This is a genomic window from Bradyrhizobium sp. CCBAU 65884, assembly GCF_028128835.1.
GTDB classification, from domain to species: domain Bacteria; phylum Pseudomonadota; class Alphaproteobacteria; order Rhizobiales; family Xanthobacteraceae; genus Bradyrhizobium; species Bradyrhizobium ottawaense.
In genome coordinates this window covers 34,948-60,309 of sequence record NZ_LBJU01000103.1, presented here as the reverse complement: position 1 = coordinate 60,309, position 25,362 = coordinate 34,948, and the positions used below count along the sequence as shown (strand labels likewise).

General features: G+C 64.2%; 20 protein-coding genes. 8 read left to right on the top strand and 12 right to left on the bottom strand.

Going from position 1 to position 25,362, the window contains the following annotated elements; translation table 11 throughout:
- The first annotated feature begins 5 nt into the window (after positions 1-5).
- A complete protein-coding gene (locus XI03_RS10935; RefSeq protein WP_271592145.1) occupies positions 6-1,373 on the top strand; it encodes an LLM class flavin-dependent oxidoreductase in 1,368 nt (455 codons plus the stop codon).
- A gap of 15 nt (positions 1,374-1,388) precedes the next feature.
- Entirely contained in the window at positions 1,389-2,174 is a 786-nt protein-coding gene (locus tag XI03_RS10930) for a fumarylacetoacetate hydrolase family protein (protein WP_271592144.1), read from the top strand.
- 157 nt (positions 2,175-2,331) lie between these two features.
- Here XI03_RS10930 and XI03_RS10925 read toward each other — a convergent pair whose 3' ends face one another.
- Positions 2,332-2,787: an Lrp/AsnC family transcriptional regulator gene (locus tag XI03_RS10925; RefSeq protein WP_271592143.1), complete on the bottom strand. Its 456-nt coding sequence runs from the start codon at positions 2,785-2,787 to the stop codon at positions 2,332-2,334.
- A gap of 152 nt (positions 2,788-2,939) precedes the next feature.
- On the opposite strand from XI03_RS10925, the gene XI03_RS10920 reads away from it, so the two are divergent.
- Entirely contained in the window at positions 2,940-6,386 is a 3,447-nt protein-coding gene (locus XI03_RS10920) for an indolepyruvate ferredoxin oxidoreductase family protein (protein WP_271592142.1), read from the top strand.
- 177 nt (positions 6,387-6,563) lie between these two features.
- Here XI03_RS10920 and XI03_RS10915 read toward each other — a convergent pair whose 3' ends face one another.
- The gene (locus XI03_RS10915; RefSeq protein WP_028140050.1) at positions 6,564-7,475 is read right to left on the bottom strand and encodes a LysR family transcriptional regulator; all 912 of its coding nucleotides are present in this window, start codon (positions 7,473-7,475) and stop codon (positions 6,564-6,566) included.
- Positions 7,476-7,764: 289 nt separating this feature from the next.
- Here XI03_RS10915 and XI03_RS10910 point away from each other — a divergent pair, with 289 nt between their 5' ends.
- The 3 genes from XI03_RS10910 (at position 7,765) to XI03_RS10900 (ending at position 11,163) form a co-directional block, all read left to right on the top strand.
- Entirely contained in the window at positions 7,765-8,946 is a 1,182-nt protein-coding gene (locus tag XI03_RS10910) for an HlyD family secretion protein (protein ID WP_271592141.1), read from the top strand.
- 117 nt (positions 8,947-9,063) lie between these two features.
- Positions 9,064-10,674 carry an MDR family MFS transporter gene (locus tag XI03_RS10905; RefSeq protein ID WP_271592140.1) on the top strand — a complete coding sequence of 537 codons (1,611 nt, stop codon included), beginning with the start codon at positions 9,064-9,066 and terminating at the stop codon, positions 10,672-10,674.
- A 27-nt stretch (positions 10,675-10,701) separates the two neighbouring features.
- Positions 10,702-11,163: a carboxymuconolactone decarboxylase family protein gene (locus tag XI03_RS10900; RefSeq protein ID WP_271592139.1), complete on the top strand. Its 462-nt coding sequence runs from the start codon at positions 10,702-10,704 to the stop codon at positions 11,161-11,163.
- Positions 11,164-11,329: 166 nt separating this feature from the next.
- Here the strand turns inward: XI03_RS10900 and XI03_RS10895 are convergent, their stop codons facing one another.
- The 6 genes from XI03_RS10895 to XI03_RS10870 form a co-directional block, all read right to left on the bottom strand.
- Positions 11,330-12,190 (bottom strand): D-amino-acid transaminase, encoded by an 861-nt coding sequence (locus XI03_RS10895; RefSeq protein ID WP_271592138.1) that lies wholly within the window; start codon positions 12,188-12,190, stop codon positions 11,330-11,332.
- A 178-nt stretch (positions 12,191-12,368) separates the two neighbouring features.
- Positions 12,369-13,100, bottom strand: coding sequence for an amino acid ABC transporter ATP-binding protein (locus XI03_RS10890; protein ID WP_018321511.1), 732 nt, complete (start codon positions 13,098-13,100; stop codon positions 12,369-12,371).
- Positions 13,101-13,112: 12 nt separating this feature from the next.
- Positions 13,113-13,805: an amino acid ABC transporter permease gene (locus tag XI03_RS10885; protein ID WP_028140044.1), complete on the bottom strand. Its 693-nt coding sequence runs from the start codon at positions 13,803-13,805 to the stop codon at positions 13,113-13,115.
- Between the two features lie 4 nt (positions 13,806-13,809).
- On the bottom strand, positions 13,810-14,541 hold the full coding sequence (locus tag XI03_RS10880; RefSeq protein ID WP_038947549.1) for an amino acid ABC transporter permease: 732 nt from the start codon (positions 14,539-14,541) through the stop codon (positions 13,810-13,812).
- 115 nt (positions 14,542-14,656) lie between these two features.
- On the bottom strand, positions 14,657-15,568 hold the full coding sequence (locus XI03_RS10875; protein ID WP_028140042.1) for an amino acid ABC transporter substrate-binding protein: 912 nt from the start codon (positions 15,566-15,568) through the stop codon (positions 14,657-14,659).
- Between the two features lie 101 nt (positions 15,569-15,669).
- A complete protein-coding gene (locus XI03_RS10870; RefSeq protein ID WP_271592137.1) occupies positions 15,670-17,055 on the bottom strand; it encodes a M20 family metallopeptidase in 1,386 nt (461 codons plus the stop codon).
- Positions 17,056-17,317: 262 nt separating this feature from the next.
- On the opposite strand from XI03_RS10870, the gene XI03_RS10865 reads away from it, so the two are divergent.
- Positions 17,318-18,697: an LLM class flavin-dependent oxidoreductase gene (locus XI03_RS10865; RefSeq protein ID WP_038972852.1), complete on the top strand. Its 1,380-nt coding sequence runs from the start codon at positions 17,318-17,320 to the stop codon at positions 18,695-18,697.
- A gap of 150 nt (positions 18,698-18,847) precedes the next feature.
- On the opposite strand, the gene XI03_RS10860 is transcribed toward XI03_RS10865, so the two are convergent.
- From XI03_RS10860 to XI03_RS10845, 4 genes are all read right to left on the bottom strand, one after another.
- Positions 18,848-20,509 (bottom strand): thiamine pyrophosphate-binding protein, encoded by a 1,662-nt coding sequence (locus tag XI03_RS10860; RefSeq protein ID WP_212474950.1) that lies wholly within the window; start codon positions 20,507-20,509, stop codon positions 18,848-18,850.
- A gap of 250 nt (positions 20,510-20,759) precedes the next feature.
- On the bottom strand, positions 20,760-21,263 hold the full coding sequence (locus XI03_RS10855; RefSeq protein WP_271592136.1) for a GFA family protein: 504 nt from the start codon (positions 21,261-21,263) through the stop codon (positions 20,760-20,762).
- 149 nt (positions 21,264-21,412) lie between these two features.
- On the bottom strand, positions 21,413-22,540 hold the full coding sequence (locus tag XI03_RS10850) for an alkene reductase (protein WP_028140037.1): 1,128 nt from the start codon (positions 22,538-22,540) through the stop codon (positions 21,413-21,415).
- Positions 22,541-22,659: 119 nt separating this feature from the next.
- Positions 22,660-24,156, bottom strand: a complete 1,497-nt coding sequence (locus tag XI03_RS10845) for an aldehyde dehydrogenase family protein (RefSeq protein ID WP_028140036.1) — start codon at positions 24,154-24,156, stop codon at positions 22,660-22,662.
- Positions 24,157-24,338: 182 nt separating this feature from the next.
- Between XI03_RS10845 and XI03_RS10840 the strand changes: the two genes are divergently transcribed.
- Positions 24,339-25,184, top strand: a complete 846-nt coding sequence (locus tag XI03_RS10840; RefSeq protein WP_271592135.1) for an SDR family NAD(P)-dependent oxidoreductase — start codon at positions 24,339-24,341, stop codon at positions 25,182-25,184.
- Positions 25,185-25,362 lie beyond the last annotated feature (178 nt).

The window sequence follows — 25,362 nt, the reverse complement described above, 5'->3', positions numbered from 1 at the left end:
GCAGCATGAATCGACAGATGGTCCTGGTCGGCTTCCTCCAGGCGCAGAACTGCACCAACCTGCCGAGCTCCTGGCGGCATCCGGATTCGCGCGACGATTCGATGTCGGCGGACTACTATCAGGAGATCGGCAGGATTCTCGAAGCCGGCAAGTTCCACATGGCCTTCTTCGACGACCGCCTGGCGATGCCGGACCGCTACGGCAACGACCACGCCCATACCGTCGAATACGGCATCCGCTGCGTGAAGATGGATCCGCTGATCGTACTGTCCACGATGGGCATGGTCACTGAGAGGCTCGGGCTGGGAGCAACCTGCTCGACCACCTATTACGAGCCGTTCGACGTCGCCCGCCGCTTCGCAACGCTCGACCTCATGTCCGGCGGACGCGCCGGCTGGAACGTCGTGACCTCGCTCAATGACGGTGAAGCCCTCAACATGGGGCGCGACTCCCATCCCGAACATGATTCCCGCTACGACAAGGCCGACGAATTCATGGAGGTGGTGCTTGGCCATTGGGACACATGGGAAGACGGCGCGTTGATCATGGACAAGAAGACCGGCCGCTTTGCCGATCCGACCAAGGTGAAGCGGCTCGACCACAAGGGCGCGGCGTTCAGGTCACGCGGGCCGTTCACCGTGCCGCGCTCGCAGCAGGGCCACCCCGTGATCATCCAGGCCGGCGCATCCGGCCGTGGCCAGCGCTTTGCCGGGCGATGGGGCGAGGTGATCTTCACCGCCGCGCGCAATCTTCAGGGCGCCAAGGACGGCTACGCGGCCGTGCGCAACGAGGCCGCCAAGGCCGGCCGCGATCCCGACCAGATGTTCCTCTGCAATCTGACGACGCCGGTCTGCGCGGCGACCAAGGCCGAGGCCGAGGACAGGATGGCGCTGATCAACAAGCTGCCGCTCCAGATCGACGCGCTGTCGCTGCTTGCCGAAGCGCTCAACTACGACTTCGCCTCCAAGGATCTCGATGAGCCGCTGACCACTGACGAGCTGAAGAGCATGCAGGGCATTCTGGGCATCCGCGACGGCGTGCTGAAGAATTCCGGCAAGAGCAATCCGAGCGCGCGCGACTTCGTCACCTTCTCCGGCCGCGGCCAGGTGCAGGACGCCATGGTCGGCGGCCCCAAGGAGATCGCGGACAGGCTCGAGGAAATGTTTGTCGAGCGCGGCTGCGACGGCTTTGTCATCGCGGCGACCTATGTGCCCGGCTCCTACGCCGATTTCGTGCAGCATGTCGTCCCGGAGCTGCAACGCCGGGGCCTGTTCCAGAAAGACTATCGCGGCAAGACGCTGCGCGAAAATCTCGGGCTGAAGCGGCCCGCCGCCGGCGCCTGGAAGATGCCGCCGCGCGATGCCGCGGAATAGCAACGAGGACTTAGCATGCGCTGGCTGAAATTTACTGAGACAGGCAAGACCTCGTGGGGGATCGTCGAGGGAGATAAGGTCGTCGCGGTCGATGGCGATCCCTTCGGCGAATGGCAGCGCACCTCGCGCACGCATTCGTTGTCGGACGTGAAGATCGAGCTGCCGCTGATCCCGCGCACCTTCTATTGCGTCGGCCTCAACTATCTGAAGCATCTGAAGGAGGCCGCCGACAAGCGTGGCGAAGTGCCGGCCGTGCCTGACCGTCCCGAGATCGGCTATCGCGCCCAGAACGCGCTGATCGCACATGACGAGGAGGTCGTGATCCCGTCCTTCGCGACGGAGAAAATCCACTACGAGGGCGAGCTCGTCGTCGTCATCGGCAAGAAGGTGAAACATCTCACCAAGGACAACGCGATGGATTGCGTGTTCGGCTACACCATCGGCAACGACGTCAGCGAGCGCAGCTGGCAGAAGGCCGACCGCAGCCTGTGGCGCTCGAAGAACGCCGACACGTTCAAGCCGATGGGACCGTGGATCGAGACCGAGACCGATCTCCAACAGATGGAAACGATCGTCCGGGTCAACGGCAAGGAGACCAACCGCTTCGCGACCGGCGACATGATCTTCGGCGTGGTGCCGTTCCTGGTCGAGCTGACCAGGTATTTTACCTTGTGGCCCGGCGACGTGATCTGGATGGGCACGGACGGTGCCTCGCCGGACATCAAGCACGGCGACGTCGTGGAGATCGACATCACCGGTGTCGGGACGTTGCGGAACAGGTTTGTGCGGGAGGGGCAATAGCAGCCCCGTAGCACCGGTGCCGTAGGGTGGGCAAAGCGACTTGTCCGCCATAGCTCGAAGAGCGACGGCGGAAGCGTGCCCACCACCTCTCTCGATCATGGAGAGATCGTGGGCACGGCGCTATGCGCCTTTGCCACCCTCCGGCACCTCCCGCATGTCAAAACGGCAGCGCCACGCTCGACTTGATCTCCTTCAACACCACGTTGCTGCGGACATAGCGGATGCCGGGAATGCGGAACATGAACTCGTCGAGGAATCTGTTGTAGGCGGCCATGTCCTGCACGACGACGCGCAAATGATAATCGGCATCGCCCGTGGTCGCAAAGCACTCCAGCACCTCGCGGCGTTTGGTTACCCGCGCGACGAACTCGTCGACGAACTTCGCGTCGTGCCGTTCCAGCGAGACGTGAAGAATGGCCGACATCGCAAAGCCCGCCGGCTCGCGCGCGACCAGCGCCGCGTAACTCTGGATGATGCCGGCCTCCTCCAGCGCGCGCACCCGGCGCCAGCAGGCCGACGTGGACATGCCGACCTCGTCCGCCAGTTGCTGGTTGGTGGCACGGCCATCCTTCTGGAGATGAGCGAGAATCCGCGCGTCCTGGTCTTCGATCATCGATCGGCCCAATTCGGTTTATTCTACCGCATGATAGCCTAATTCGGGATAACTTACCAGAATGTGGTTACAGACAGGAAAGATAGGTAAGACCTACCAACCATCAGGGCCTACCCTCCGCTCATTCGGCAAGGATGCCGCGGGAGGTCCGCATGGACGCCTTTCCGTCACTCGACCCCTACGAACTCTCCGATCGCTACGATCGCGAACACGGCCGCGTCTTCCTCACGGGCACACAGGCCATCGTCCGCATCGCGCTCGATCAAGTCAGGCGCGATCGGGCCAGCGGCCTCAACACGGCCGGCTTCATCTCGGGCTATCGCGGCTCGCCGCTCGGCGGCATCGACCTCGAGCTCTGGCGCATCCAGGAGCGGTTGAAGCGGGACCGTGTCGAATTCCTCCCCGCCGTCAACGAGGACCTCGCCGCGACCGCGGTGCTCGGCTCGCAGCAGGTCGAGACGCAAGGAGATCGCGAGGTCGATGGCGTGTTCGGCCTCTGGTACGGCAAGGGCCCGGGCGTCGATCGCTCCGGCGATGCGCTGAAGCACGGCAACGCCTACGGCTCCTCGCCGCATGGCGGCGTGCTGGTGGTCGCCGGCGACGACCATGGCTGCGTCTCCTCCTCGATGCCGCACCAGTCCGACGTCGCCTTCATGAGCTGGTTCATGCCGATGCTGCATCCCGCGAGCGTCAGCGAATACCTCGCGTTCGGCGAATATGGCTATGCGCTGAGTCGCTTCTCCGGCATGTGGGTCGGCTTCAAGGCGATCTCGGAGATCGTCGAGTCGGGTGCGTCCGTCGCGCTACAGCCGCCCCGCCACTTCCGCACGCCCGACTTCACGCCGCCGCCTGATGGACTGCACTACCGCTGGCCCGATTTGCCGGGCCCGCAGATCGAGGAGCGGCTGGAGGCGAAGAAGCACGCGGTCTACGCCTTCGCCAAGGCCAATCCGATCGACCGTCACATCTACGACATCCCCAGCGCCACCTACGGCATCGTCACCACGGGCAAGGCCCATCTCGACCTGATGGAGGCGCTGCGGCTAATGGGGCTCAATGAGGCCGCCTGCCGCAGCATCGGCATCGACGTCTACAAGGTCGGCATGGTCTGGCCGCTGGCGCTGCATGACGCCATGGACTTCGTGAAAGGCAAGCGCGAGATCCTCGTGGTCGAGGAGAAGCGCGGCATCATCGAGAGCCAGTTCAAGGAATATTTTTACGACTATCCTGGAAGCAAGCCGGAGCGCATGGTCGGCAAGCACGACGAAACCGGGGCAAGGCTGATCTCCTGGATCGGCGAATTGTCGCCTCGCGCGCTCGCAGGCGTGCTGGCGCGCCGGCTCGATCCGATGTTCCCAGGCCTCAATCTCGCCGCACGCGCGGCCGCCCTGATGCCAGAGGCCGCACGCACCATCAACGTCGCGGGCGCGACGCGCACGCCGTATTTCTGCTCGGGTTGCCCGCACAACACATCAACAAAGGTACCTGAAGGCTCCAAGGCGCTGGCCGGCATCGGTTGTCACTTCATGGCAAGCTGGATGGACCGCGAGACGTCGTCACTGATCCAGATGGGCGGTGAAGGCGTCAACTGGGCGGCTTCGTCACGCTTCACCGGCCACAAGCACATCTTTCAGAACCTCGGCGAAGGCACCTATTACCACTCCGGCTCGATGGCGATCCGGCAGGCGATCGCCGCCAAGGCCAATATCACCTACAAGATCCTGTTCAACGATGCCGTCGCGATGACCGGCGGCCAGCCGGTCGACGGTCCCATCAGCGTGCATGCCATTGCCCACAGCGTCCGCGCCGAAGGTGTGGCGCGCATTGCGCTGGTGTCGGATGATCCCGCACAGTTCTCGCCTGCCGACCTGCCGGCCGGCGTCACCCTTCATCCGCGCGAGGAGATGCATGCCGTGCAGCGCGAGCTGCGCAATATTTCCGGCGTCTCGGTCCTGATCTATCAGCAGACCTGCGCCACGGAGAAGCGACGCCGGCGCAAGCGCGGGCAGATGGCCGACCCCAAGCGTTTCGCCTATATCAACGATCTCGTCTGCGAGGGCTGCGGCGACTGCTCGGTGGAATCCAACTGCCTCAGCGTCGAGCCGAAGGAGACGCCGTTCGGCCGCAAGCGCCAGATCAATCTGTCGGCCTGCAACAAGGATTTTTCCTGCCTCAACGGTTTCTGCCCGAGTTTTGTGACCGTCGAAGGCGCGACGCGCCGGAAGAAGGGCGCGAGCCAGATCGACGCGGTTGGTCGGGCCGCCACACTTCCGTTGCCCGCGACGGCAACGCTCGACCGTCCCTACGATCTGCTCATCACCGGCGTCGGCGGCACCGGCGTGATTACTGTCGGCGCGCTGATCGGCATGGCCGCGCACCTCGAACGCCGCGGCGTCTCGGTGCTGGACTTCACCGGCTTTGCGCAGAAGTTCGGGCCCGTGCTGAGCTACATCCGCCTCGCCGCGAGCCCCGCGGCTCTGCATCAGGTCCGTATCGACCAGGGCGCAGCCGATGCGCTGATCGGCTGCGACCTCGTGGTGAGCTCCTCGCCAAAAGCCTCAGGCACCTACCACCGCGGCACGCGCGCCGCGGTCAACACCGCGGAGATGCCGACCGGTGACGTGGTCCGCTTTCGCGACGCCGATCTCGCCTCCCCCGCGCGCCTGCGTGCCATTGGCCGAGTCATCGGCGAGAGCGATCTCAGTACCATCAACGCCAACGCACTGGCGGAACGGCTGCTTGGCGATGCCGTCTATGCCAACATCATCATGCTGGGCTTTGCCTGGCAGCGCGGACTGGTGCCGATTTCGCTGCAAGCGCTGCTGCGCGCAATCGAGCTCAACGGCGTCGCCGTCGAACGCAACAAGCAGGCCTTTGCCTGGGGCCGGATTGCGGCAGCCGATCAGGACTTTTTGCCGAGGGTGGACGATGCGCCCAGGGCCGAGACGCTCGACCAGATGATCGAGCGTCGCGCCGATTTCCTCACCGCCTATCAGGACGACGCCTATGCGGCGCGCTACCGGGCGACCGTCGCAAGGGTCCGCCGCGCCGAAGCTGTCCTGAACAGCGAGGTCCTGACCGAGGCCGTCGCCCGGGCCCTGTTCAAGCTGATGGCCTACAAGGACGAGTATGAGGTGGCGCGCCTGCACATGCAGGGCGGATTCCTCGATGAGCTGAAGCGCGAATTCGATGGCTTCAGAGTCCAATATCACCTCGCCCCGCCCTTCCTGCCGTCGCGGCGCGACGCACGTGGGCGTCCGCGCAAGCGCGCCTTCGGTCAATGGATCCAGATGCCGCTCGCCATGCTCGCGCGCTTGAAGGGACTACGCGGCACGCCGTTCGATCCATTCGGCTACACCTGGGAAAGGCGCACCGAGCGCGAACTGATCGCCTGGTACGAAGGCTTGATCGAGCGGATGCTCGGCGGGCTCGATGCGGCGCATCTGCCAGGTCTCGTCGCAATCGCAACAGCGCCGATGGACATCCGCGGCTACGGCCCGGTCAAGGACGCCGCGATCGGGAAGGTGAAGGCCGACGTCGAGCGACTGCTCACCGAACTCGACACACCGTCGCCGGCGAGGATGCACGCCACCGGTTGACGCCGGCTGCTCCCAATCGGCATGGTTCTGGACAACGCGTTCAGACGATTGCCGCCGCCACGCTGATGGAATCGTAGGGTGGACAAAGCGAAGCGTGCTCACCTCTTTTCGAATTCATGGAGATGGTGGGCACGGCGCGTTGCGCCTTTGCCCACCCTACGGCACTGCCGACGTCGCTCATGAATACGGATTGATCAGCTTTTGCTGCTCGGCGCTGTGGTGCGCGAGCAGGTCGATGAAGGTCCTGACCTTCGCCGACAGATGATGACGATGCGGATAGACCGCGTTCATGGACAGCTCGATCGTCCGATATTCCGGCAAGAGGCGCACGAGGCGACCGGCTTCGAGGTCGTCCTGAATGAGAAATCCCGCCATCAGACAGATTGCGGCCCCCTCCAGTGCGACCTTGCGCAGCGCTTCCCCGCTATTGGTGACGAAGCTGCCCGAGATGCGTACGGAGGCCGGTGCGCCTTTGCGATCGAGGAAGCGCCATTCATCGCCAAACGGATAGTTCAGGTGCCGGCCACAATTATGCGCGGCGAGCTCGTCGAGCTTCTGCACCCGGCCGTGCTTCTCGAGATAATCGTGCGAGCAGCACAGCACGTGACGCCAGGTGGCGAGGCTGCGGACGATCAGGCTTGAATCCGGCGGCGAGGTCATGCGCAAGGCGACGTCGTAGCCTTCCTCGATGAGATCGACGTCACCTTCGCCCATGCGCAGATCGATCTTGAGCTCCGAATAGGTCGACAGAAGCTTTGCCACCACAGGCGCTACGAACTGCACCATATGCGTGGCGACGTGGATGCGCAGCGTGCCGCGGGGCACCGACTGCAATTCGCCGGCGATATCGTCGGCCTGTTCGATGTCGGCGAGGATCTGGACGCAACGGTCGTAATAGGCCTTGCCGATTTCGGTGAGGTTGACCTTGCGCGTGGTCCGCTGGAGCAGCCTCACCCCGAGCCGATCTTCCAGCGCCTGAACGTGATTGCTCACCATGGTGGTCGACATGTTGAGCTTGCGGGCGGCTGCAGAGAAGCCGCCGGTCTCTACCACCCGGCTGAAGACTTCGAGGCTGGTCAATCGATCCATGGCACCGGATTATCCGCCTTTGATGGATAATCGCAATGAATTCACCCCGATTATCTATCAAAAACTTGGAGTTCGTCCGGCTTGGAGGCTCGGGTCCAGCAGGACGCATACGTTAGCGCAAATCGCTCGACGGGCGCGGCAACCGCTCTGGGGCAGGCGCGGGTCTGGCCCGCTAGACATTACAGCCAGCCGGATTATCCAGCCCCGATGGATAATCCTTCCAGCATTTCGCCGATTATCACCCGACCCAGAAAGACCAATAGTCTCGGCACGCCGATAGGAGACTTCCATGTCCGAGATGCCCCGCGCCGAGATTTTTCAGCAGGCAACTGAAATCACCCCCGATAGCCCCAAGCCGCCGCCGACTGTCCCGCTCCGGAACAGGGTGCGGCGCGCGGCGCTGGCGCTGGCGTTCCTCGCGGGTACGGCAACCGCTGTCTATTACGGGCACGATTACCGGACCAACGGCCGCTACCTCGAGACAACCGACGACGCCTATGTGAAGGCCGACTCCACGATCATCGCGCCAAAAATCTCCGGCTACATCGCCAAGGTGCTGGTCAGTGACAACGAAAAGGTGAAGGCCGGCCAGGCGCTGGCAAAGATCGACGATCGTGACTTCAAGGCGGCGCTCGACCAGGCCAAAGCCGACGTCGCCGCCGGCGAAGCCTTGGTGCGCAACATCGATGCCCAGCTCGAACTGCAACAGCCGATCATCGAGCAGAGCACGGCGGATGTCACCGCTGCCGACGCCAACCTGAAATTCGCGCAGGAAGAGCGCGCCCGTTACGACGACCTCATGAAGACCGGCTCCGGCACGATCCAGCGCGCGCAGCAGACCGACGCGGCGCTACGCGCGAGCAGCGCGCAATTGCAGCACGCGAAATCCGGCCTGCTGGCCGCGCAGCGCAAGATCGACGTGCTCACCACCCAGCGCGCCCAGGCGGCGGCCCAGCTCGAACGGGCCCGCGCTGTCGCGCAGCAGGCGGCCTTGAACCTGTCCTATACCGAGATCACCGCGCCGGTCGAGGGCACCGTCGGCGCCCGCTCGCTGCGCGTCGGTCAGTACGTGCAAGCCGGCACGCAATTGATGGCGGTGGTGCCGCTCGATGCGGTCTACGTGGTCGCCAACTTCAAGGAGACCCAGCTCACGCATGTGCGGCCGGGTCAGCCGGTCGAGTTGCATGTCGACAGTTTTCGCAATCGAACCCTGCACGGCCATGTCGACAGCCTGTCGCCGGCAAGCGGGCTCGAATTCGCGCTGCTGCCGCCCGACAACGCCACCGGCAATTTCACCAAGATCGTGCAGCGGGTCCCGGTGAAGATCGTGCTCGACGACCACAGCCTCACCGGCCTGCTGCGCCCCGGCATGTCGGCGGTGCCGACGGTCGATACCAAGCATGCGGTGCTGGCCGAGCGCGAGACGGCGAAGCGCCTCGCCGACAACACGTCCCGCCCGAACGGCGGCTGAAGCCGGAAGGCGTCGGCGGGATTATCAAATCCTGCCGGACGATCCTTCCACAACTTCATCGATGATCGAAACCATTCGCCGAACGCATCCTGTCTCCGTACCCGAGACGAGGCTTCCATGAGCACGCTGCAACCGACCGTCGACGCCGCCGCCAATCTCACCGCCCCCGCAGCTCCGACCACGCCGGCCGTATCCGCAAAAACCTGGGTCGCGGTGATCGGCGCGACGCTCGGCGCCTTCATGGCGGTGCTGAACATCCAGATCGTCAACGCCTCGCTCGCCGACATCCAGGGCGCGATCGGCGCCGGCATCGACGACGGCGGCTGGATCTCGACCTCCTACCTGATCGCCGAAATCGTGGTGATCCCGCTCTCCGGCTGGCTGGCGCAGGTGTTCTCGATCCGGATTTACCTTCTGACCAACGCGGTCCTGTTCCTGGTTCTCTCGGCGGCTTGCGCACTGGCGCAGGATTTGCCGCAGATGATCGTGCTGCGCGCCGTGCAGGGATTTACCGGCGGTGTCCTGATTCCCATGGCGTTCACGCTGATCATCACGCTGCTGCCGCGCGCAAAACAGCCGGTCGGCCTTGCGCTGTTCGCGCTGTCGGCGACGTTCGCGCCGGCGATCGGCCCGACCATCGGCGGCTATCTCACCGAGAATTTCGGCTGGGAGTACATCTTCTACGTCAACCTCGTCCCCGGCGCGGTGATGGTCGGCATGCTCTGGTACGCGCTCGAGCCCAAGCCGATGAAGCTGGCGCTGCTGCGCGACGGCGACTGGGCCGGCATCGTCACCATGGCGATCGGGCTATCGGCGCTCCAGACCGTGCTGGAGGAAGGCAACAAGGACGACTGGTTCGGCTCACCCTTCATCGTCAGGCTGTCAGTGATCGCGGCCGTCGCGCTGACCGCCTTCCTGATCATCGAGCTCACGGTGAAGAAGCCGCTCCTCAACCTGCGCCTGCTCGTCCGCCGCAATTTCGGCTTCGGCATGCTCGCGAATTTCCTGCTCGGCATCGCGCTGTACGGCTCGGTCTTCATCCTGCCGCAATATCTGTCGCGCATCCAGGGCTACAATTCCGAGCAGATCGGCATGGTGCTGGCATGGACCGGATTGCCGCAACTCCTGCTGATTCCGCTGGTGCCGCGCCTGATGCAGAAATTCGATGCGCGGATCATCATCGGCGTCGGCTTCGTGCTGTTCGCGGCCTCCAACTTCATGAACATCTATATGACCAATGATTACGCCGCCGACCAGCTGCTGTGGCCCAACGTCGTCCGCGCCATCGGCCAGGCGCTGGTGATGGCGCCGCTGTCGGCGGTCGCCACATCAGGCATCGAGCCGGAGAACGCGGGCTCGGCCTCGGGCCTGTTCAACATGATGCGCAATCTCGGCGGCGCCGTCGGCATCGCACTGCTCCAGACCGTGCTGACCAAGCGCGAGCAGTATCACTCCAACGTGCTGATGCAGTCGGTCTCGGTGTTCGAGCAGGCCACCCGCACACGGCTGGAACAGCTCACGCAATATTTCGTCAATCATGGCATCCTCGACCGTGCGGATGCGGCGCATCGCGCCTATGTCGCGATTGGCCATATCGTGCAGAAGCAGGCCTATATCTTCGCCTTCAGCGACACGTTTTATCTGCTCGGCATGGCGCTGATCGTCGCGCTCGCCGCGGTCCTGTTCCTGAAGAAGCCCGGCCAGACCTCAGCCGGTGGTGCCCACTGACTCAACCCAGCAGCAAGGAGAACGACCATGAAACCCCGCATGAACTACTATCAGGCCGCGCCGGACACGATCAAAGCGCTGATGGCGCTGGAGACGCAGATCCAGTCCACGGGGCTCGAGAAATCGCTGATCGAGCTCGTCAAGATCCGGGCGTCACAGATCAACGGCTGCGCCTTTTGCATCAACATGCACACCGAGGACGCGCGCAAGCGCGGCGAGGCCGAGCAGCGCATCTACCTGCTCGATGCCTGGCGCGAATCCCCGCTCTACACCGATCGCGAGCGCGCCGCGCTGGCCTGGACGGAATCGGTCACGCTGATCGCGCAGACACATGCGCCTGATGACGTCTACGGGCAGGTCCGCGCGCAGTTCTCCGAGGAAGAGACGGTGAACCTGACCATGCTGATCGGCGCCATCAACGCCTGGAACAGGATCGCGATCGCGTTCCGCGCGGTTCATCCGGTGAAGGTGAAGGCGTCGGCGGCGTGAAGGGGCGCGCCCCGAGGCAGGTCTCGTAGGGTGGGCAAAGCGACTTGTCCGCCGTAGCTCGTAGAGCGAAGGCGGAAGCGTGCCCACCTTCTGTCAGCTAGAGCGAGAGAAGACGTGGGCACGGCGCAAGTGCGCCTTTGCCCACCCTACGGCAGCGGTACGCGGCTCAGACCGCCGTCGCCTTGGCAAACTCCACGTAGATTTCGCGCAATCTCGTCGCCATCGGGCCGGGCTTACCGTCGCCGATCTTCTTGCCGTCGATCGCAACCACGGGCTGGACAAACAGTGACGCCGAGGTGGCAAAAGCTTCCTTTGCAGCCAGCGCCTCGGCCACCGTGAACGAGCGCTCCTCGACGCGAAGCTGACGTTCCTCGGCGAGCGCCACCACGGCCTTGCGGGTGCAGCCCGGCAGGATCGCGTTGGAGTTCTTGCGGGTCACGATGACGTCGTCCTTGGTCAGGATGAACGCCGAGGATGAACCGCCCTCGGTGACGTATCCGTCTTCCAGCATCCAGGCTTCGCCGGCGCCGGCTTCGGCTGCCGCCTGCTTTGCCAAGACCTGCGCCAGCAGGGCCACGCTCTTGATGTCGCGCCGCTCCCAGCGGATATCCGGCACCGTGATGACATTGATGCCGGTCTTTGCGGAGGCGGCGTTGATGATGTCCTTTTCCGAGGTGAACATCACCAGGCTCGACTTGACGTCGCCCTTGGGGAAGGCGAAGTCGCGGCCCTTGTCGGCGCCGCGCGTCACCTGGAGATAGACGAGGCCGCTTGTGACCTTGTTGCGCGCGATCAGTTCCTTCTGCAGCTCGGTGATGCGTTCGAGCGTCTCCGGCAGCCTCAAGCTGATCTCGCCGACCGAGCGCTCCAGCCGCGCCAGATGCGAGGCGTTGTCGACCAGCTTGCCGTCGAGCACGGCCGAGACCTCATAGATGCCGTCGGCAAACAGAAAACCGCGATCGAGGACCGAGATCTTGGCGTCCGAGAGCGGGACGAATGAGCCGTTGACGTAGGCGATCGGGTCCAAGGCAGGTCTCCTGGGGAGAAGGGGGAAGTTGGGGCGTTATACGCCGATTGAGGGGCGCAATCATCCCTCGTTTCGTCATTCCGGGGCATTCGCAAAGCGAATGAGCCCGGAATCCATAACCACCATCGGGAGTATGGATCCCGGGCTCGCGCTACGCGCGCCCCGGGATGACGACCGGTTAGTGGGAAAGAATCTTCGACAAGAACTTCTGCGCGCGGTCGCTGCGCGGCTGGCCGAAGAAATCGTCCTTCGCCGCGTCCTCGACGATCTCGCCGCGGTCCATGAAGATCACGCGATTCGCCACCTTGCGGGCAAACCCCATCTCGTGGGTGACGACCATCATGGTCATGCCCTCATGGGCGAGATCGACCATGACGTCGAGCACTTCACTGACCATTTCGGGATCGAGTGCCGAGGTCGGCTCGTCGAACAGCATCACGATCGGGTCCATGGCGAGCGCGCGCGCGATCGCCACGCGCTGCTGCTGGCCGCCGGAAAGCTGCGCGGGAAATTTCTGCGCCTGTTCCTTCAGGCCGACGCGATCCAGCAGCATCATGCCCTTCGTCACCGCCTTGTCAGACGACCTGCCCAGCACCTTCTGCTGCGCGAGGCAGAGATTGTCGATGATCTTGAGATGCGGGAACAGCTCGAAGTGCTGGAACACCATGCCGACGCGCGAGCGCAGCTTGGGCAGATTGGTCTTGGGATCGTTGACCTTGGTGCCGTCGACGCTGATGTCGCCGCTCTGGAACGGCTCCAGCGCATTGACGCATTTGATCAGCGTCGACTTGCCCGAGCCCGAGGGACCGCAGACCACGACCACCTCGCCCTTGGTGACGCTGGTGGTGCAATCGGTCAGCACCTGGAAGCTCGGAGTGTACCATTTGTTGACGTGGCTGATTTCGATCATGACCGACACGCTCTATCGAATGATGGCGATGCGCGCCTGGAGGCGACGGACGCCGAAGGACGCGATACAGGAAATGGTGAAGTAGACGACAGCTGCGAACAGGTACATTTCGACGAGGCGCCCGTCGCGCTGCGCGACCTTGCTCGCCGCTCCCAGGAAGTCCGTGATCGAGAGGACGTAGACCAGCGAGGTGTCCTGGAACAGCACGATGGTCTGCGTGATCAGGACCGGCAGCATGTTGCGGAAGGCTTGCGGCAACACGACGTAGCGCATGGTCTGGGCGTAGGTCAGCCCCAGCGCGCTGGCCGCGGCCGGCTGGCCGCGCGAGATCGACTGGATGCCGGCGCGCATGATCTCGGAGAAGTACGCCGCCTCGAACATGATGAAGGTGATGAGCGAGGATGCGAACGCGCCGACGCTGATGGGGCGCGAGGCGCCGGTCAGCCATTGCCCGATATAGGGCACCAGGAAGTAGAACCAGAAGATGACCAGCACCAGCGGCAGCGAGCGCATGAAGTCGACATAGACGCCGGCGATGCGGCCGAGGATCTTGAAGCCGGACAACCGCATCAGCGCGAGCGCCGTGCCGAAGACCAGGCCGCCGAGAGCTGCGAGCCCCGTCAGCGTCAGGGTGAACGTCATGCCCTCGTAGAACAAATAGGGCAGCGCGCGGCGGATGACGTCGAAATCGAGATTGCCGAACATGGCGCTATTTCCCCGTGATGTAGCCGGGGATCGCGACCCAGCGCTCGAGGAAGCGCATCGCGGTCACGACGACGGCGTTGACGAGGAGGTAGAGAAGCGTCGCGGCGGTGAAGGCCTCGAACACCTGGAACGAGAACTCCTGCATCGAGCGCGCCTGTCCAGTCAACTCGAGCAGGCCGATGGTGATAGCGACCGCCGTGTTCTTGATGGTGTTGAGGAACTCCGACGTCAGCGGCGGCAGGATGATACGGAACGCCATCGGCAGCAGCACATAGCGATAACCCTGCGCGGTGGTCAGACCCAGCGCGGTCGCCGCCATCTTCTGCCCGCGCGGCAGTGAGCCGATGCCGGCCTGCAATTGCACGGCGACGCGCGCCGACATGAAGAAACCAACGCCGATCGCCGCCGTCCAGAACGGCGCGTTCGGCAGCTGCTTCAGCCAGGTGCCGGCGCCTTTCGGCAGCAGTTCCGGCAGCACGAAGAACCACAGGAACAGCTGCACCAGCAGCGGCATGTTGCGGAAGAATTCGACATAAGCGAAGCCGAACCAGTTCGCACCCTTCGACGGCAGCGTGCGCATGACGCCGACGAGCGAGCCGGTGATCAGCGCGATGACCCAGGCCAACGCCGCGGTCTTCAGGGTCAGCACCAGGCCCGACAGCAGCATGTCGAGATAGGTGCCCGTCCCCATCGGGTTCGGCTGGAAAAAGATTCCCCAGTTCCAGTTATAGTTCACGTGTCCCCCGCGCGAACGCGCCAGTCAGCGATATCCTGGCCGCCTATGCAAATGTCCGGCCACCCCTGTGTCAAGAGTGGCCGGACATGATCCCGATCGAAATATCGAGGTTATCTTACTTATAGTCGTCCGGGTTCGGCGAGTCCGAAGGCTTCGCGAACTCGTTCTTCAGCTCGGCCGAGATCGGCGTATTGAGGTTGAGGCCCTTCGGCGGGATCTTGGCCGTGAACCATTTGTCGTAGATCTTCTGGGCCTCGCCGGACGTATAGAGCGCAGCGGTCGCCGCATCGACCACCTTCTTGAAGGCGGCGTCGTCCTTGCGCAGCATGATGCCGTAGGGCTCGGGCTTGGAGAACGCGTCCTTGGAGACGGCGTAGTCATCCGGCGACTTCGAGCCGGCGACGAGGCTCGCGAGCAGGATGTCGTCCATGACGAAGGCGACCGCGCGGTCGGTCTCGACCATCAGGAAGGCTTCGGCGTGGTCCTTGGCGGGGATGATGTTTGCGCCGAGGCTTTTCGCGACGTTGGCCTCGGTGAGCTGCTTGATGTTGGTGGTTCCCGCGGTCGAGACCACCGTCTTGCCCTTGAGGTCGTCGATCGACTTCAGGCCGCTCGACTTCTTGAAGACGTAGCGGCTGGCGGTCAGGAAGTGGGTGTTGGTGAAGGCGACCTGCTTCTGGCGCTCGGCATTGTTGGTGGTCGAGCCGCATTCGAGGTCGATGGTGCCGTTGGCCATCAGCGGGATACGGGTCGCCGACGTCACCGGATTGAGCTTGACCTCGAGCTTGTCGAGCTTGAGCTCCTTCTTCACGGCGTCGACGATCTTGTAGCAGATGTCCATCGCGAATCCGACGGGCTTCTGGTTGTCGTCGAGATAGGAGAAGGGGATCGAGGAGTCGCGGAAGCCCAGCGTGATGGCGCCGGTGTCCTTGATGTTCTTCAGCGTGCCTGTCAGCTCCTGGGCCCCGGCCTGGCTGACGGCGAAGGTCGCGGCGAGCGCGAGCCCAATGCTACGGAAATGTTTCACTTTTTTGGTCCCCTTTCAGGATGATGCGGCCCGGATGCAAGCACAGATTGGGCCGGATTAGAATGTGACTTTCGGCTGGCTTGCGGCAGAGGTTAATGGGCTCAGGTCAGCGGCTTGGGCAATTCCCCGAGATCCCAGAACAGGCCGGCCATCACCGTCAAGGCTTCTTCCGTCAATGGCAGCAGGATGTGCTCATTGGGCGCATGCTGGGAGCAGCCGGGATAGGAGTGCGGGACCCAGATCGTCGGCAGACCCAGGATCTCGGAGAATACGTCGTTGGGCAGCGAGCCGCCGAAGTTCGGCAGCACCGCCGGCGGTTTCCCCGTGGTCTCTTTCACCGAATCCGCCGCCCATTTGATCCATGGGCTGTCGAAATCGGTCCGCGATGCAGCAAAGCTCTGCGCCGCCCGCACCTCGACCATCGGAAAGCCCTTCTGGACAAGATGCGCGCGGACCGCCTCGATCAGGCCGCCGACCTCGGTGCCGACCACGAAACGCAGTTGCAGCACGGCGTTGGCATGGCCCGGAATGGCGTTGGCCGGCTTCTCGATATTGCCCGATGACATCGCCAGCACTTCCAGCGTGTTCCAGGCGTAAAGCCGCTCGGCGGCCGACAGCCCCTCCTCGCCCCAGTTCTCGGCAAGCGCCGGCTCGTCCTCGGTCGGTACCACCTGCACGTCGGCGAGATAGCTGCGGATCTGGTTGCTGAGGCGCGGCGGCTTCAGCGCGTCGAGTTGCAGGCGGCCATGGCCGTCGACCAGCGTCGAGATCGCGTTGACCAGGATGGTCGCGGGGTTGGCGAGCACGCCGCCCCAATTGCCGGAATGGTGGCCGCCATCGCGCAGGTTCACATCCAGATGAATGCGGATGCCGCCGCGGCATCCCAGGAACAGGGTCGGGCGGTCGGCGGACAAACGGGGCCCGTCGGAGGCCATGAACAGGTCGGCCCTGAGCGCGTCGCGATTGAGGTCGCAGACCTTGCCAAGATCGGGCGAGCCGATCTCCTCGCCCATCTCGACGATGAACTTGGCGTTGAAGCCGAGCTTGCCGCCACGGGCGTCGCACACCGCGCGGAGTGCCGCCATGTTGATGCTGTGCTGGCCCTTGTTGTCAGCGGTGCCGCGGCCATAGAGCCGCGTGCCCGCAACCGTCGTGCGCCAGGGATCGCGGCCCTCGCGCCACTCGCCCTCCATGCCGTCGACGACGTCGCCATGGCCGTAGATCAGCACGGTCGGCGCGGAGGCGCTTTCGTGATGCTCGGCGAACAGGAACGGCGACTTGCCACTGGGGGACTCGACGATGCGGCTGGTGAAATCGAGCGCCGCGAAGGCCGGCACCATCTCCTGTTCCAGATAGGCCCGCAGCTCGGGGCCGCGCGCGGGATTTTGGCTTTCGGTCTTGAAGGCGACGCGGCGGTCGAGTTCAGCGAGGAACGCACCGGATTTGAAATCCTCACGGGCGCGGGCGATGGCGTCGGCTCTGGTCATGATTTTCTTTTCGGACTTCGAGGCGAAGGACCCTACCCGAGACAGGGTGGCCTTCGAAAGTGGCAGGGACTTGGATAGCTCTTGTACTTCTCTTGTAGTTCTCTTGGGATTTCGTTCTTGCTCTCTTGAGATTGGCTTGCCAAAGGCGGCAGCCCGCTGATTCTGGCCTTGCCAAGCGCAGGTTATATGCAAGAACTTCGCCAAGTTCGGGCGCACATCTACCATTCGAAGAGCGCTCAGTATAGAGCGCCGGGGAACGATCATGGCCAAGCAGATCAGGCTCAATGCCTTTGCGATGAATTGCGTCGCGCACCAGTCGCCGGGCCTGTGGACCCATCCGCGCGACCGCACCGCCGAGTATAACCGCCTGCCCTACTGGATCGATCTTGCCAGGACGCTGGAGCGTGGCCGTTTCGACGGATTGTTCCTCGCCGACGTGCTCGGCGTCTACGACGTCTACGGCAACAGCCCTGACGCGGCCTTGCGCAACGCTGCGCAGACGCCGTCGAACGAGCCGCTGCTGCTGCTCTCGGCGATGGCCGCGGTAACGCAAAATCTCGGCTTCGGCGTCACCAGCAATCTGTCGTTCGAGCCGCCCTACCCGTTCGCGCGGCGGATGTCGACGCTCGATCATCTCACTGAAGGGCGGATCGGCTGGAACGTCGTCACCGGCTATCTCGACAGTGCCGCGCGTGGCGCCGGCAAGGACAAGCAGACCGGGCATGACGACCGCTACGACATCGCAGACGAATACATGGAGGTGGTCTACAAATTGTGGGAAGGGAGCTGGGAAGACGACGCCGTGCTGCGCGACCGCAAGCGCGGCATCTTCACCGATCCCGCCAAAGTCCATCGCGTCAACCATGAGGGCGCAAACTATCGCATCAACAACACCATTCACCTCAGCGAGCCGTCGCCCCAGCGCACGCCCGTGCTCTACCAGGCCGGCACCTCGCCGCGCGGCCGGCAATTCGCGGCACGTCACGCCGAATGCGTGTTCATGTCGGGACCGTCGGCCAAGATCATCGGGCCGCGCGTGTCGGCGATCCGCCAGGAGGCCGCCGCGGTCGGCCGCAATCCGGCTGAGATCCTGATGTTCAACATGATGACGATCATCCTCGGCAACACGGAAGCGGAAGCTGCGGCGAAATATGCCGACTACCGGTCGCATATCAATCCGGAAGGCGCGCTGGCGTTGATGTCGGGATGGACCGGCATCGACTTCTCCGGCTACGAGCTCGACCAGCAAGTGCGTCACGTCCAGAACGACGCCGGTCGCAGCGCGCTCGACAACGTCACCCGGGGCGACCCGGACCGCGTCTGGACCGTGCGCGACGTCATCGAGCATGTCGGCATCGGCGGCGCCGGCCCTGTCGTGGTCGGCACGCCGGAGATGGTCGCGGACAAGATCGAGGATTGGTTCGAGAAGACCGACGTCGACGGCCTCAACGTCGCGTTTGCGGTCTCGCCCGGCGACTTCGAGGACATTGCCGACATGCTGGTGCCGGAGCTGACGCGGCGCGGACGGTACAAGTCGGAATACGCAAAGGGCACGCTGCGGGAAAAACTGTTCGGCAACGGCCGCGCAAGGCTGGATGCGCCGCATCCGGCGGCGGGATATCGGGTGGGGAGGAAGGGGTAGCACCACACACGCCGTGTCGTCCCGGCGAACGCCGGGACCCATAACCCCAGGGAGTAGTTTTGGCGAAGATTGGTCGTTCGGGATTGGGAGCAGCCGCGATCGATAGATCACGCGGTATGGGTCCCGGCGTTCGCCGGGACGACAGCGGATCTACACCTTCCCGTCGACCATCACCTCGATCAACTTCGTCCCCGGCCGATTGAACGCCGACGCCAGTGTCGCCTTCAGCTCTCTGGGATCGCTGACCTTGATCGCCTCGCAGCCGAGCGCCTTGGCGACGCCGGCGAAATCGACGGGCGGATCGACGAAATCCATGCCGACATAATTGTCGTCGTCATGGAAAGCGAGCAGGCGCTGCTTGATGATACGGTAGCCGCCATTGTTGGCGATGACGACGTTGAGCGGCAGCTTGTGATGCGCCGCGGTCCATAGCGACTGAATCGAATACATCGCACTGCCGTCGCCCGAGAAGCACACGACGGGGCGATCCGGATTGGCGATGCTGGCGCCGACCGAGGCCGGCAGGCCCCAGCCGATGCCGCCTGAGGCAAGGCCGTGATAGCCGTAGCGATCGCGATGCGGTCGCAGCGCCGTCACCTGGCGGCTGGAGGTGAGGCCCTCGTCAACGAGAATGGCGTTATCCGGCATGGCCTCGACCATCTGCAGCACCAGAAAATCCGGATCGATGGGCGCGCGGCCGGCGCTCTTGCCGATCTGCTCGACCAGCGCGGCACGCCGCGCGGTCCAGTTCTTCGGCGCGATCTCGGCGAGGCGCTGCTTGGCGCGGCTCGCAAGTGTCGCGCCACCCATCTCCTTCAGCACCGGGATCAGCGCGCGCAGCGTTTCCTTCAGATCCGCCTTGAGCGCGATTTCGGCGCCGTAATTCTTGGCGATCTCCCAATCGACGAGGCCGATCTGGACGATGCCGAGACCATCAGGCAGCGCATCGACCTCGCTATAGACAGACATCCGCAAGGGATCGCCGCCGAGCGCAATCAGGAGATCGTACGGCGCGAGCGTATCGCGCGCGACCTTCTGCACGCGTGCCAGCGTGCCGACAAAGCTCGGGCTCTCCGACAGGAAGTGCGAGCCATAGGGCGTCGAGGACTGGTAAGCCGCCGCGCCGAGCAGCTCGGCAAGTTGGGCAGCCTCCTTCAGCGCATCGCTCTTGACCACCTCGTCCATGGTGACGATGACGGGGCGCTCCGCCCTCAGCAGCCGCGCGGCAAAGGCCGTGAGCGCTTCGTCCGACGGCCTTGTCCGCGCGTCGATGCGGGTGGAGCGACCGAGATCGATCCCCGCTTCGCTGTTCAGGATGTCGCCGGGCAGTGAGATGAACACCGGACCGGTCGGCGGCGTCGTTGCAATCTTGGCGGCACGGCGCACGATGCGCGGCAAATCCTCCAGCCGCGTCACCTCCACCGCCCATTTCACCAGCGGTTCGGCCATCCGCACCAGCGGCCCATACAGCACCGGCTCCATCAGGCCGTGCCCCTGCTCCTGCTGGCCGGCCGTGAGGATCATCGGCGTGCCCGTGAACTGGGCGTTGTAGAGCGAGCCCATCGCGTTGCCGAGGCCGGGCGCGACATGAACATTGCAGGCGACGAGTTTTCCGGAGGCGCGGCTATAGCCATCGGCGATCGCCACCACCAGGCTCTCCTGCATCGCCATCACATAGGTGAGATCGGGATGGTCCTTCAGCGCATGCATGATCGGCAGCTCGGTGGTGCCGGGATTGCCGAACAGATGCGTGATGCCCTCGTCCTTGAGCAGCGCGAGAAAGGCGGAGCGGCCGGTGATCTTGTTCTTCATGTTTCCTCCAGGAGCGGACGTTGCCGCAAGGACGGCGGCATGATGGCCGAAGTCGCGGGAGGCGCGCAAGGAAGCGTGCTCATGGCTGCGTTGCATGGAAGCCCCGCTCTCGTGTCCCGGACGCGACGCAGCGCGAAGCGTTGCGGCGCAGAGCCGGGACCCAGTTGCTCACCGCATTCTCCGCTGCATGGGCCCCGGCTCGGCGGCGCGGCACTTCGTGCCGCACCGCGTCCGGGGCATGAGAGTGGAGCTAAATTTCCTCCCGGCCCAGCTCGAACGGGTCCTCGCCGCCCGCGCGCTTCTTCTTTTTCGAGCGCTGCCAGACCACGCCCGGAAAGCCCTTCAGCGGCACCAGCGGCTCGCCGGTATAGGCCCATTCCTGCAGCTCCTCGATCGCGATGTGATAGAGCGGCTGGCGGCCGGTGCGCTCCCTGAAGAGCGCACGCGGGATGTTGACCATGTGCGGACCGCGCGGTCGTTCATAGGCAATCGGCGTGCCGCACTGCGAGCAGAAGCTGCGCGTGGCTTTGGTGGACTTGTCCTCGTAGCGGGTGAGAGCGGTCTTGCCGGATGTGATGCGAAACCGCTTCTTCCAGCTTCCGACATAGGTCGCATAGGCCGCGCCATGGGCGCGGCGGCTGGCGGCGGAGTGATCGTGCCAGGCCCAGCGTGCGGGGACATCGATCTCGAAGGTGACCTTGCCGCAGAGGCATTGGCCGGTGGCGATCCCTGCGGCGGCTGCGGCTTTGGCCATGAACGTCTTTCCGTTGTCATTGCAGACAATACGATCGTCATTCCGGGGCGCGACAAAGTCGCGAGCCCGGAATCCATCAGGCGGCTTGTTCAGACGGAGAGATGGATTCCGGGTTCGATGCTACGCATCGCCCCGGAATGACAGCCGAACTACGCCGGCGTCAGCTCGTCATAAACAGGATAATCCGTGTACCCCTTCTCCTCGCCGCCATAGAACGTCGCGCGGTTGTACGGCGTGATCGGGTAGTCGTGCTGCAGGCGGCGCGGCAGATCGGGATTGGAGATGAAGATGCGGCCGAAGGCGATGATGTCGGCATGGCCGTCGGCGATCGCCGCATTCGCGGTCTCGCCGGTGAAGCCTCCGGCGGTCATCAGCACGCCGCTGTAGAGCGGACGGAACAGCAGCATCGCCGACGGCACATTCTGCCAGTTGACCTCGGCGCGACCCGAGCCGCTCGATCGCGGCTCGATGAAGTGCAGATAGGCGAGGCCGAGCTTGTCGAGCGCCTTCACCACGTGGGTATAGAGCGGCATCGGATCGGGCTCGCCGGAATCGTTGGCGATGCCATGCGGCGACAGCCGCACGGCGACGCGGTTCGCACCCCAAACGTCGATCGCGGCCTGCGTCACCTCGAGCAGCAGCCGGGCGCGGTTCTCGATCGATCCACCATATTGATCGGTGCGCTGGTTGCTGCGTGATTGCAGGAATTGCTCGAGCAGATAGCCGTTGGCACCGTGGATCTCGACACCGTCGAAACCGGCCGCGAGCGCATTCTTCGCGCCTTGCCTGAAGGCCTCGACGATACCCTTGACTTCCCCGGTCTCCAGCGCGCGCGGCGTCTCATAGTCCGAGATCTTGCCGTCGGCCGTCATCGCCTTCATGCCTTCCGCCTTGATCGGGATCGCCGAGGCCGAAACCGGCAGCTCGCCGCCGTGGAAGGAGGAATGCGAGACGCGGCCGACATGCCAGAGCTGGAGGAAGATGATGCCGCCCTTGGCGTGCACGGCATCGACCACCTTGCGCCAGCCGGCGATCTGCGCCTCCGAATAGATGCCGGGCGTCGCCGGATTGCCGCGGCCGTGCGAGAGCACCGGCGAGGCCTCGGCGATGAGCAGGCCGCCCGGCGTCGCACGCTGGCCGTAATATTCGGCGTTGAGCGGGCGCGGTGAAAAGCTCTCGCGCTCGGCCCGCATGCGTGTCAGCGGTGCCATCGCGACGCGATGCGCAAGCTTGTACGGACCGACCTGCAACGGTCTAAACAACGCCTCGAATTTCATGCTGACCCCGAGTTTCTTTGGAAGGATGCGGATCATATCGCGAGGGGCGGCACCCGGAAAAGGCGCCGCCCCCATAAAAGCAGATATTCCCTCCCGCGGAAGGCGGGAGAGAACAAGTGCTAGGCCGTCTTGATCCAGACGGACTTCACGTTGAGATATTCCTCGACATGCTGCTTGCCGGACTCGCGGCCATAGCCGCTCATCTTGTAGCCGCCGAAGGGCACGGCCGGGTCCATCGCCTGGTAGCAGTTCACCCACACCGAGCCGGCGCGCAGCGACTTTGCAACCGCATGCGCCTTGCTGACGTCGCGCGTCCACAGGCCCGAGCCGAGGCCGAAGGTGGTGTTGTTGGCGCGCTTGACCAGCTCGTCCATGTCCTTGAATGCGATCGCGGAGATGACGGGGCCAAAAATCTCCTCCTGCGCGATGCGCATGTTGTCCTGAACGCCCGCGAACACGGTCGGCGAGACGAAGAAGCCCTTCGACAGCGCGCCCTCGGTGACGCGGCCGCCGCCGGCGAGCGCCCTCGCGCCTTCCTTCTGGCCGATATCGAGATAGCCGGTGACGCGCTCGAGCTGCTGCTCTGACACCAGCGGGCCGATCTGCACATTGGGATCGAGGCCGTTGCCGACCTGCAGCTTCTTGCCGAACTCGGCGACGCGGCCGACGAACTCCTCGTAGATCGACTGCTCGACGAACAGGCGCGTGCCGGCGCTGCAGATCTGGCCCGAATTTGCGAACACCGCCATCGCCGCGCCCGGCACGGCGGCGTCGAGATCGGCGTCAGCGAACACGATGTCCGGCGACTTGCCGCCGAGCTCGAGCGAAACACGCTTCAAGTTACCGGCGGAGGCGCGGATGATCGACTGACCCGTGACGTGCGAGCCGGTGAAGGCGACCTTGTCGACGTCATGATGCGAGGCGAGCGCGGCGCCGGCGGTCTCGCCGTAGCCGGGCACGACGTTGATGACGCCGGGCGGAATGCCCGCCTCCATCGCCAACTCGGCGATGCGCAGCGAGGTCAGCGGCGCCTCTTCGGCGGGCTTGAGCACCACGGTGCAGCCGGTCGCGATCGCCGGGCCGATCTTCCAGATCGTCGCGGTGAGCGGGCCGTTCCAGGGAATGATGGCGCCGACGACGCCGATCGGCTCCTTCAGCGTGTAGGAGAAGATCTCGCCGGGCAGCGAGTTCTCGATGGTCTCGCCGTGGATCGCCGTGGTCTGACCGGCGTAATAACGCAGCATGCCGACGGCGCGCAGGCGATAGGCGCGGGTGCGGCTGAGAGGCGCACCCATATCGAGGGTATCAAGCTGCGACAATTCGTCGAAATTCTTCTCGACGAGGTCGGCAAGCTTGAGCAGCAGATTCTGCCGCTCGAACGGTTTCACCTTGCTCCAGGGCCCCTCGAAGGCGCGGCGGGCGGCGGCAACCGCACGATCGATGTCTTCCTTGTCGCCCTCGGCGACGGTTGCGAGCAATTCGCCGGTGGCAGGATTATGAGTCTCGAAGCGCTTGCCTGAGGCTGCATCAACCCACTTCCCGTCGATCAGCATCTGCTTGTAGGACCCATTCGCGAACGGATGGCGCGTGATCGGAATAGCCTGCGACACAGCCATGGCTGCACTCCCTGTCAGGTAATTGATTGGTTCGATCTGGGCGGGATCGTTGGAGTGGAGGATACAGCCGTGCCGGAAAGGCGTAAAGGCAGCGCTGAACGAAGACCTCCCATGCCAACTTGTGCAGGGTCGGACTGCTGCCATGTTATAGCTCGATGAAGAGTCCTCCCCGGAGATGATCCATGCCCCATCCCGCCATCATCAAAGACAATGTCGCCGTGATTACAGGTGGCGCATCCGGAATCGGATTTGCCGCCGCCGCGGCCTTCGCGCGCGCGGGCATGAAGGTGTGTATCGCGGACGTGGACCGCGAACGTCTGGCGGACGCCGCAACAAGACTCTCATCCGTCACGTCTGCCACAAACGTGATGACCTTCGCCGTCGATGTCAGCAGCGCGGAGAGCGTGAGGGAACTGGAACGCGCCGTGGCCGCGCAGTTCGGCGGAACGGACCTGCTCATGAACAATGCCGGCATCCAGCCGGGCAGCACGCTGTTCGGCGAACCCGACAATTGGCAGCGCGTCATCGCCGTCAACATGTGGGGCATCATCAACGGCTCCCGCATCTTCGCGCCCAACATGATCGCACGCGGCAGGTGCGGCCTCATCATCAACACGGGCTCGAAGCAGGGCATCACCACGCCGCCGGGCGATCCCGCCTACAATGTCTCCAAGGCCGGCGTGAAGGCATTTACCGAAGCGCTCCAGCACGAACTGCGCAACACGAGAGACTGTCGCGTCACGGCACATTTGCTGATCCCCGGCTTCGTCTTCACGGGCCTCACCGCGAAAGGACGCACCGAGAAGCCGGCCGGCGCCTGGACGCCGGAGCAGACGGTCGATTTCATGCTGGCGCGGCTGGAGGTGGGCGATTTCTACATCCTGTGCCCGGACAACGACGTGCCGCGCGCGCTCGACGAGAAGCGCATGCAATGGGCCGCCGGCGACATCGTCGAGAACCGGCCGCCGCTGTCGCGCTGGCACCCGGATTACGCGGATGCGTTCACGAGGTTCGTGGACGGGAAGTAACTGTCAGACCCTCATGGTGAGGAGCGCGCCCTTGCGCGCGAGGCGGACCATGCTGCGCATCGCCGCGAGAACCATGCAGGCCCGGCTGCAGCAGCCCGGCCTCGATCCTTCGAGACGCCGCTTCAGCGGGCTCCTCTGGATGAGGGGTTGGAGTGTTCGCGGCGCGGCAAGTTCGTGC

Coding starts and splice junctions, on each gene's coding strand:
- XI03_RS10905 (WP_271592140.1), top strand. CDS start 9,064: ATGAGCACGCTGCAACCGACCGTCGACGCCGCCGCCAATCTCACCGCC.
- XI03_RS10860 (WP_212474950.1), bottom strand. CDS start 20,509: ATGAAGAACAAGATCACCGGCCGCTCCGCCTTTCTCGCGCTGCTCAAG.
- XI03_RS10890 (WP_018321511.1), bottom strand. CDS start 13,100: ATGATCGAAATCAGCCACGTCAACAAATGGTACACTCCGAGCTTCCAG.
- XI03_RS10865 (WP_038972852.1), top strand. CDS start 17,318: ATGGCCAAGCAGATCAGGCTCAATGCCTTTGCGATGAATTGCGTCGCG.
- XI03_RS10930 (WP_271592144.1), top strand. CDS start 1,389: ATGCGCTGGCTGAAATTTACTGAGACAGGCAAGACCTCGTGGGGGATC.
- XI03_RS10925 (WP_271592143.1), bottom strand. CDS start 2,787: ATGATCGAAGACCAGGACGCGCGGATTCTCGCTCATCTCCAGAAGGAT.
- XI03_RS10910 (WP_271592141.1), top strand. CDS start 7,765: ATGTCCGAGATGCCCCGCGCCGAGATTTTTCAGCAGGCAACTGAAATC.
- XI03_RS10840 (WP_271592135.1), top strand. CDS start 24,339: ATGCCCCATCCCGCCATCATCAAAGACAATGTCGCCGTGATTACAGGT.
- XI03_RS10850 (WP_028140037.1), bottom strand. CDS start 22,540: ATGAAATTCGAGGCGTTGTTTAGACCGTTGCAGGTCGGTCCGTACAAG.
- XI03_RS10900 (WP_271592139.1), top strand. CDS start 10,702: ATGAAACCCCGCATGAACTACTATCAGGCCGCGCCGGACACGATCAAA.
- XI03_RS10920 (WP_271592142.1), top strand. CDS start 2,940: ATGGACGCCTTTCCGTCACTCGACCCCTACGAACTCTCCGATCGCTAC.
- XI03_RS10855 (WP_271592136.1), bottom strand. CDS start 21,263: ATGGCCAAAGCCGCAGCCGCCGCAGGGATCGCCACCGGCCAATGCCTC.
- XI03_RS10885 (WP_028140044.1), bottom strand. CDS start 13,805: ATGTTCGGCAATCTCGATTTCGACGTCATCCGCCGCGCGCTGCCCTAT.
- XI03_RS10915 (WP_028140050.1), bottom strand. CDS start 7,475: ATGGATCGATTGACCAGCCTCGAAGTCTTCAGCCGGGTGGTAGAGACC.
- XI03_RS10935 (WP_271592145.1), top strand. CDS start 6: ATGAATCGACAGATGGTCCTGGTCGGCTTCCTCCAGGCGCAGAACTGC.
- XI03_RS10845 (WP_028140036.1), bottom strand. CDS start 24,156: ATGGCTGTGTCGCAGGCTATTCCGATCACGCGCCATCCGTTCGCGAAT.
- XI03_RS10870 (WP_271592137.1), bottom strand. CDS start 17,055: ATGACCAGAGCCGACGCCATCGCCCGCGCCCGTGAGGATTTCAAATCC.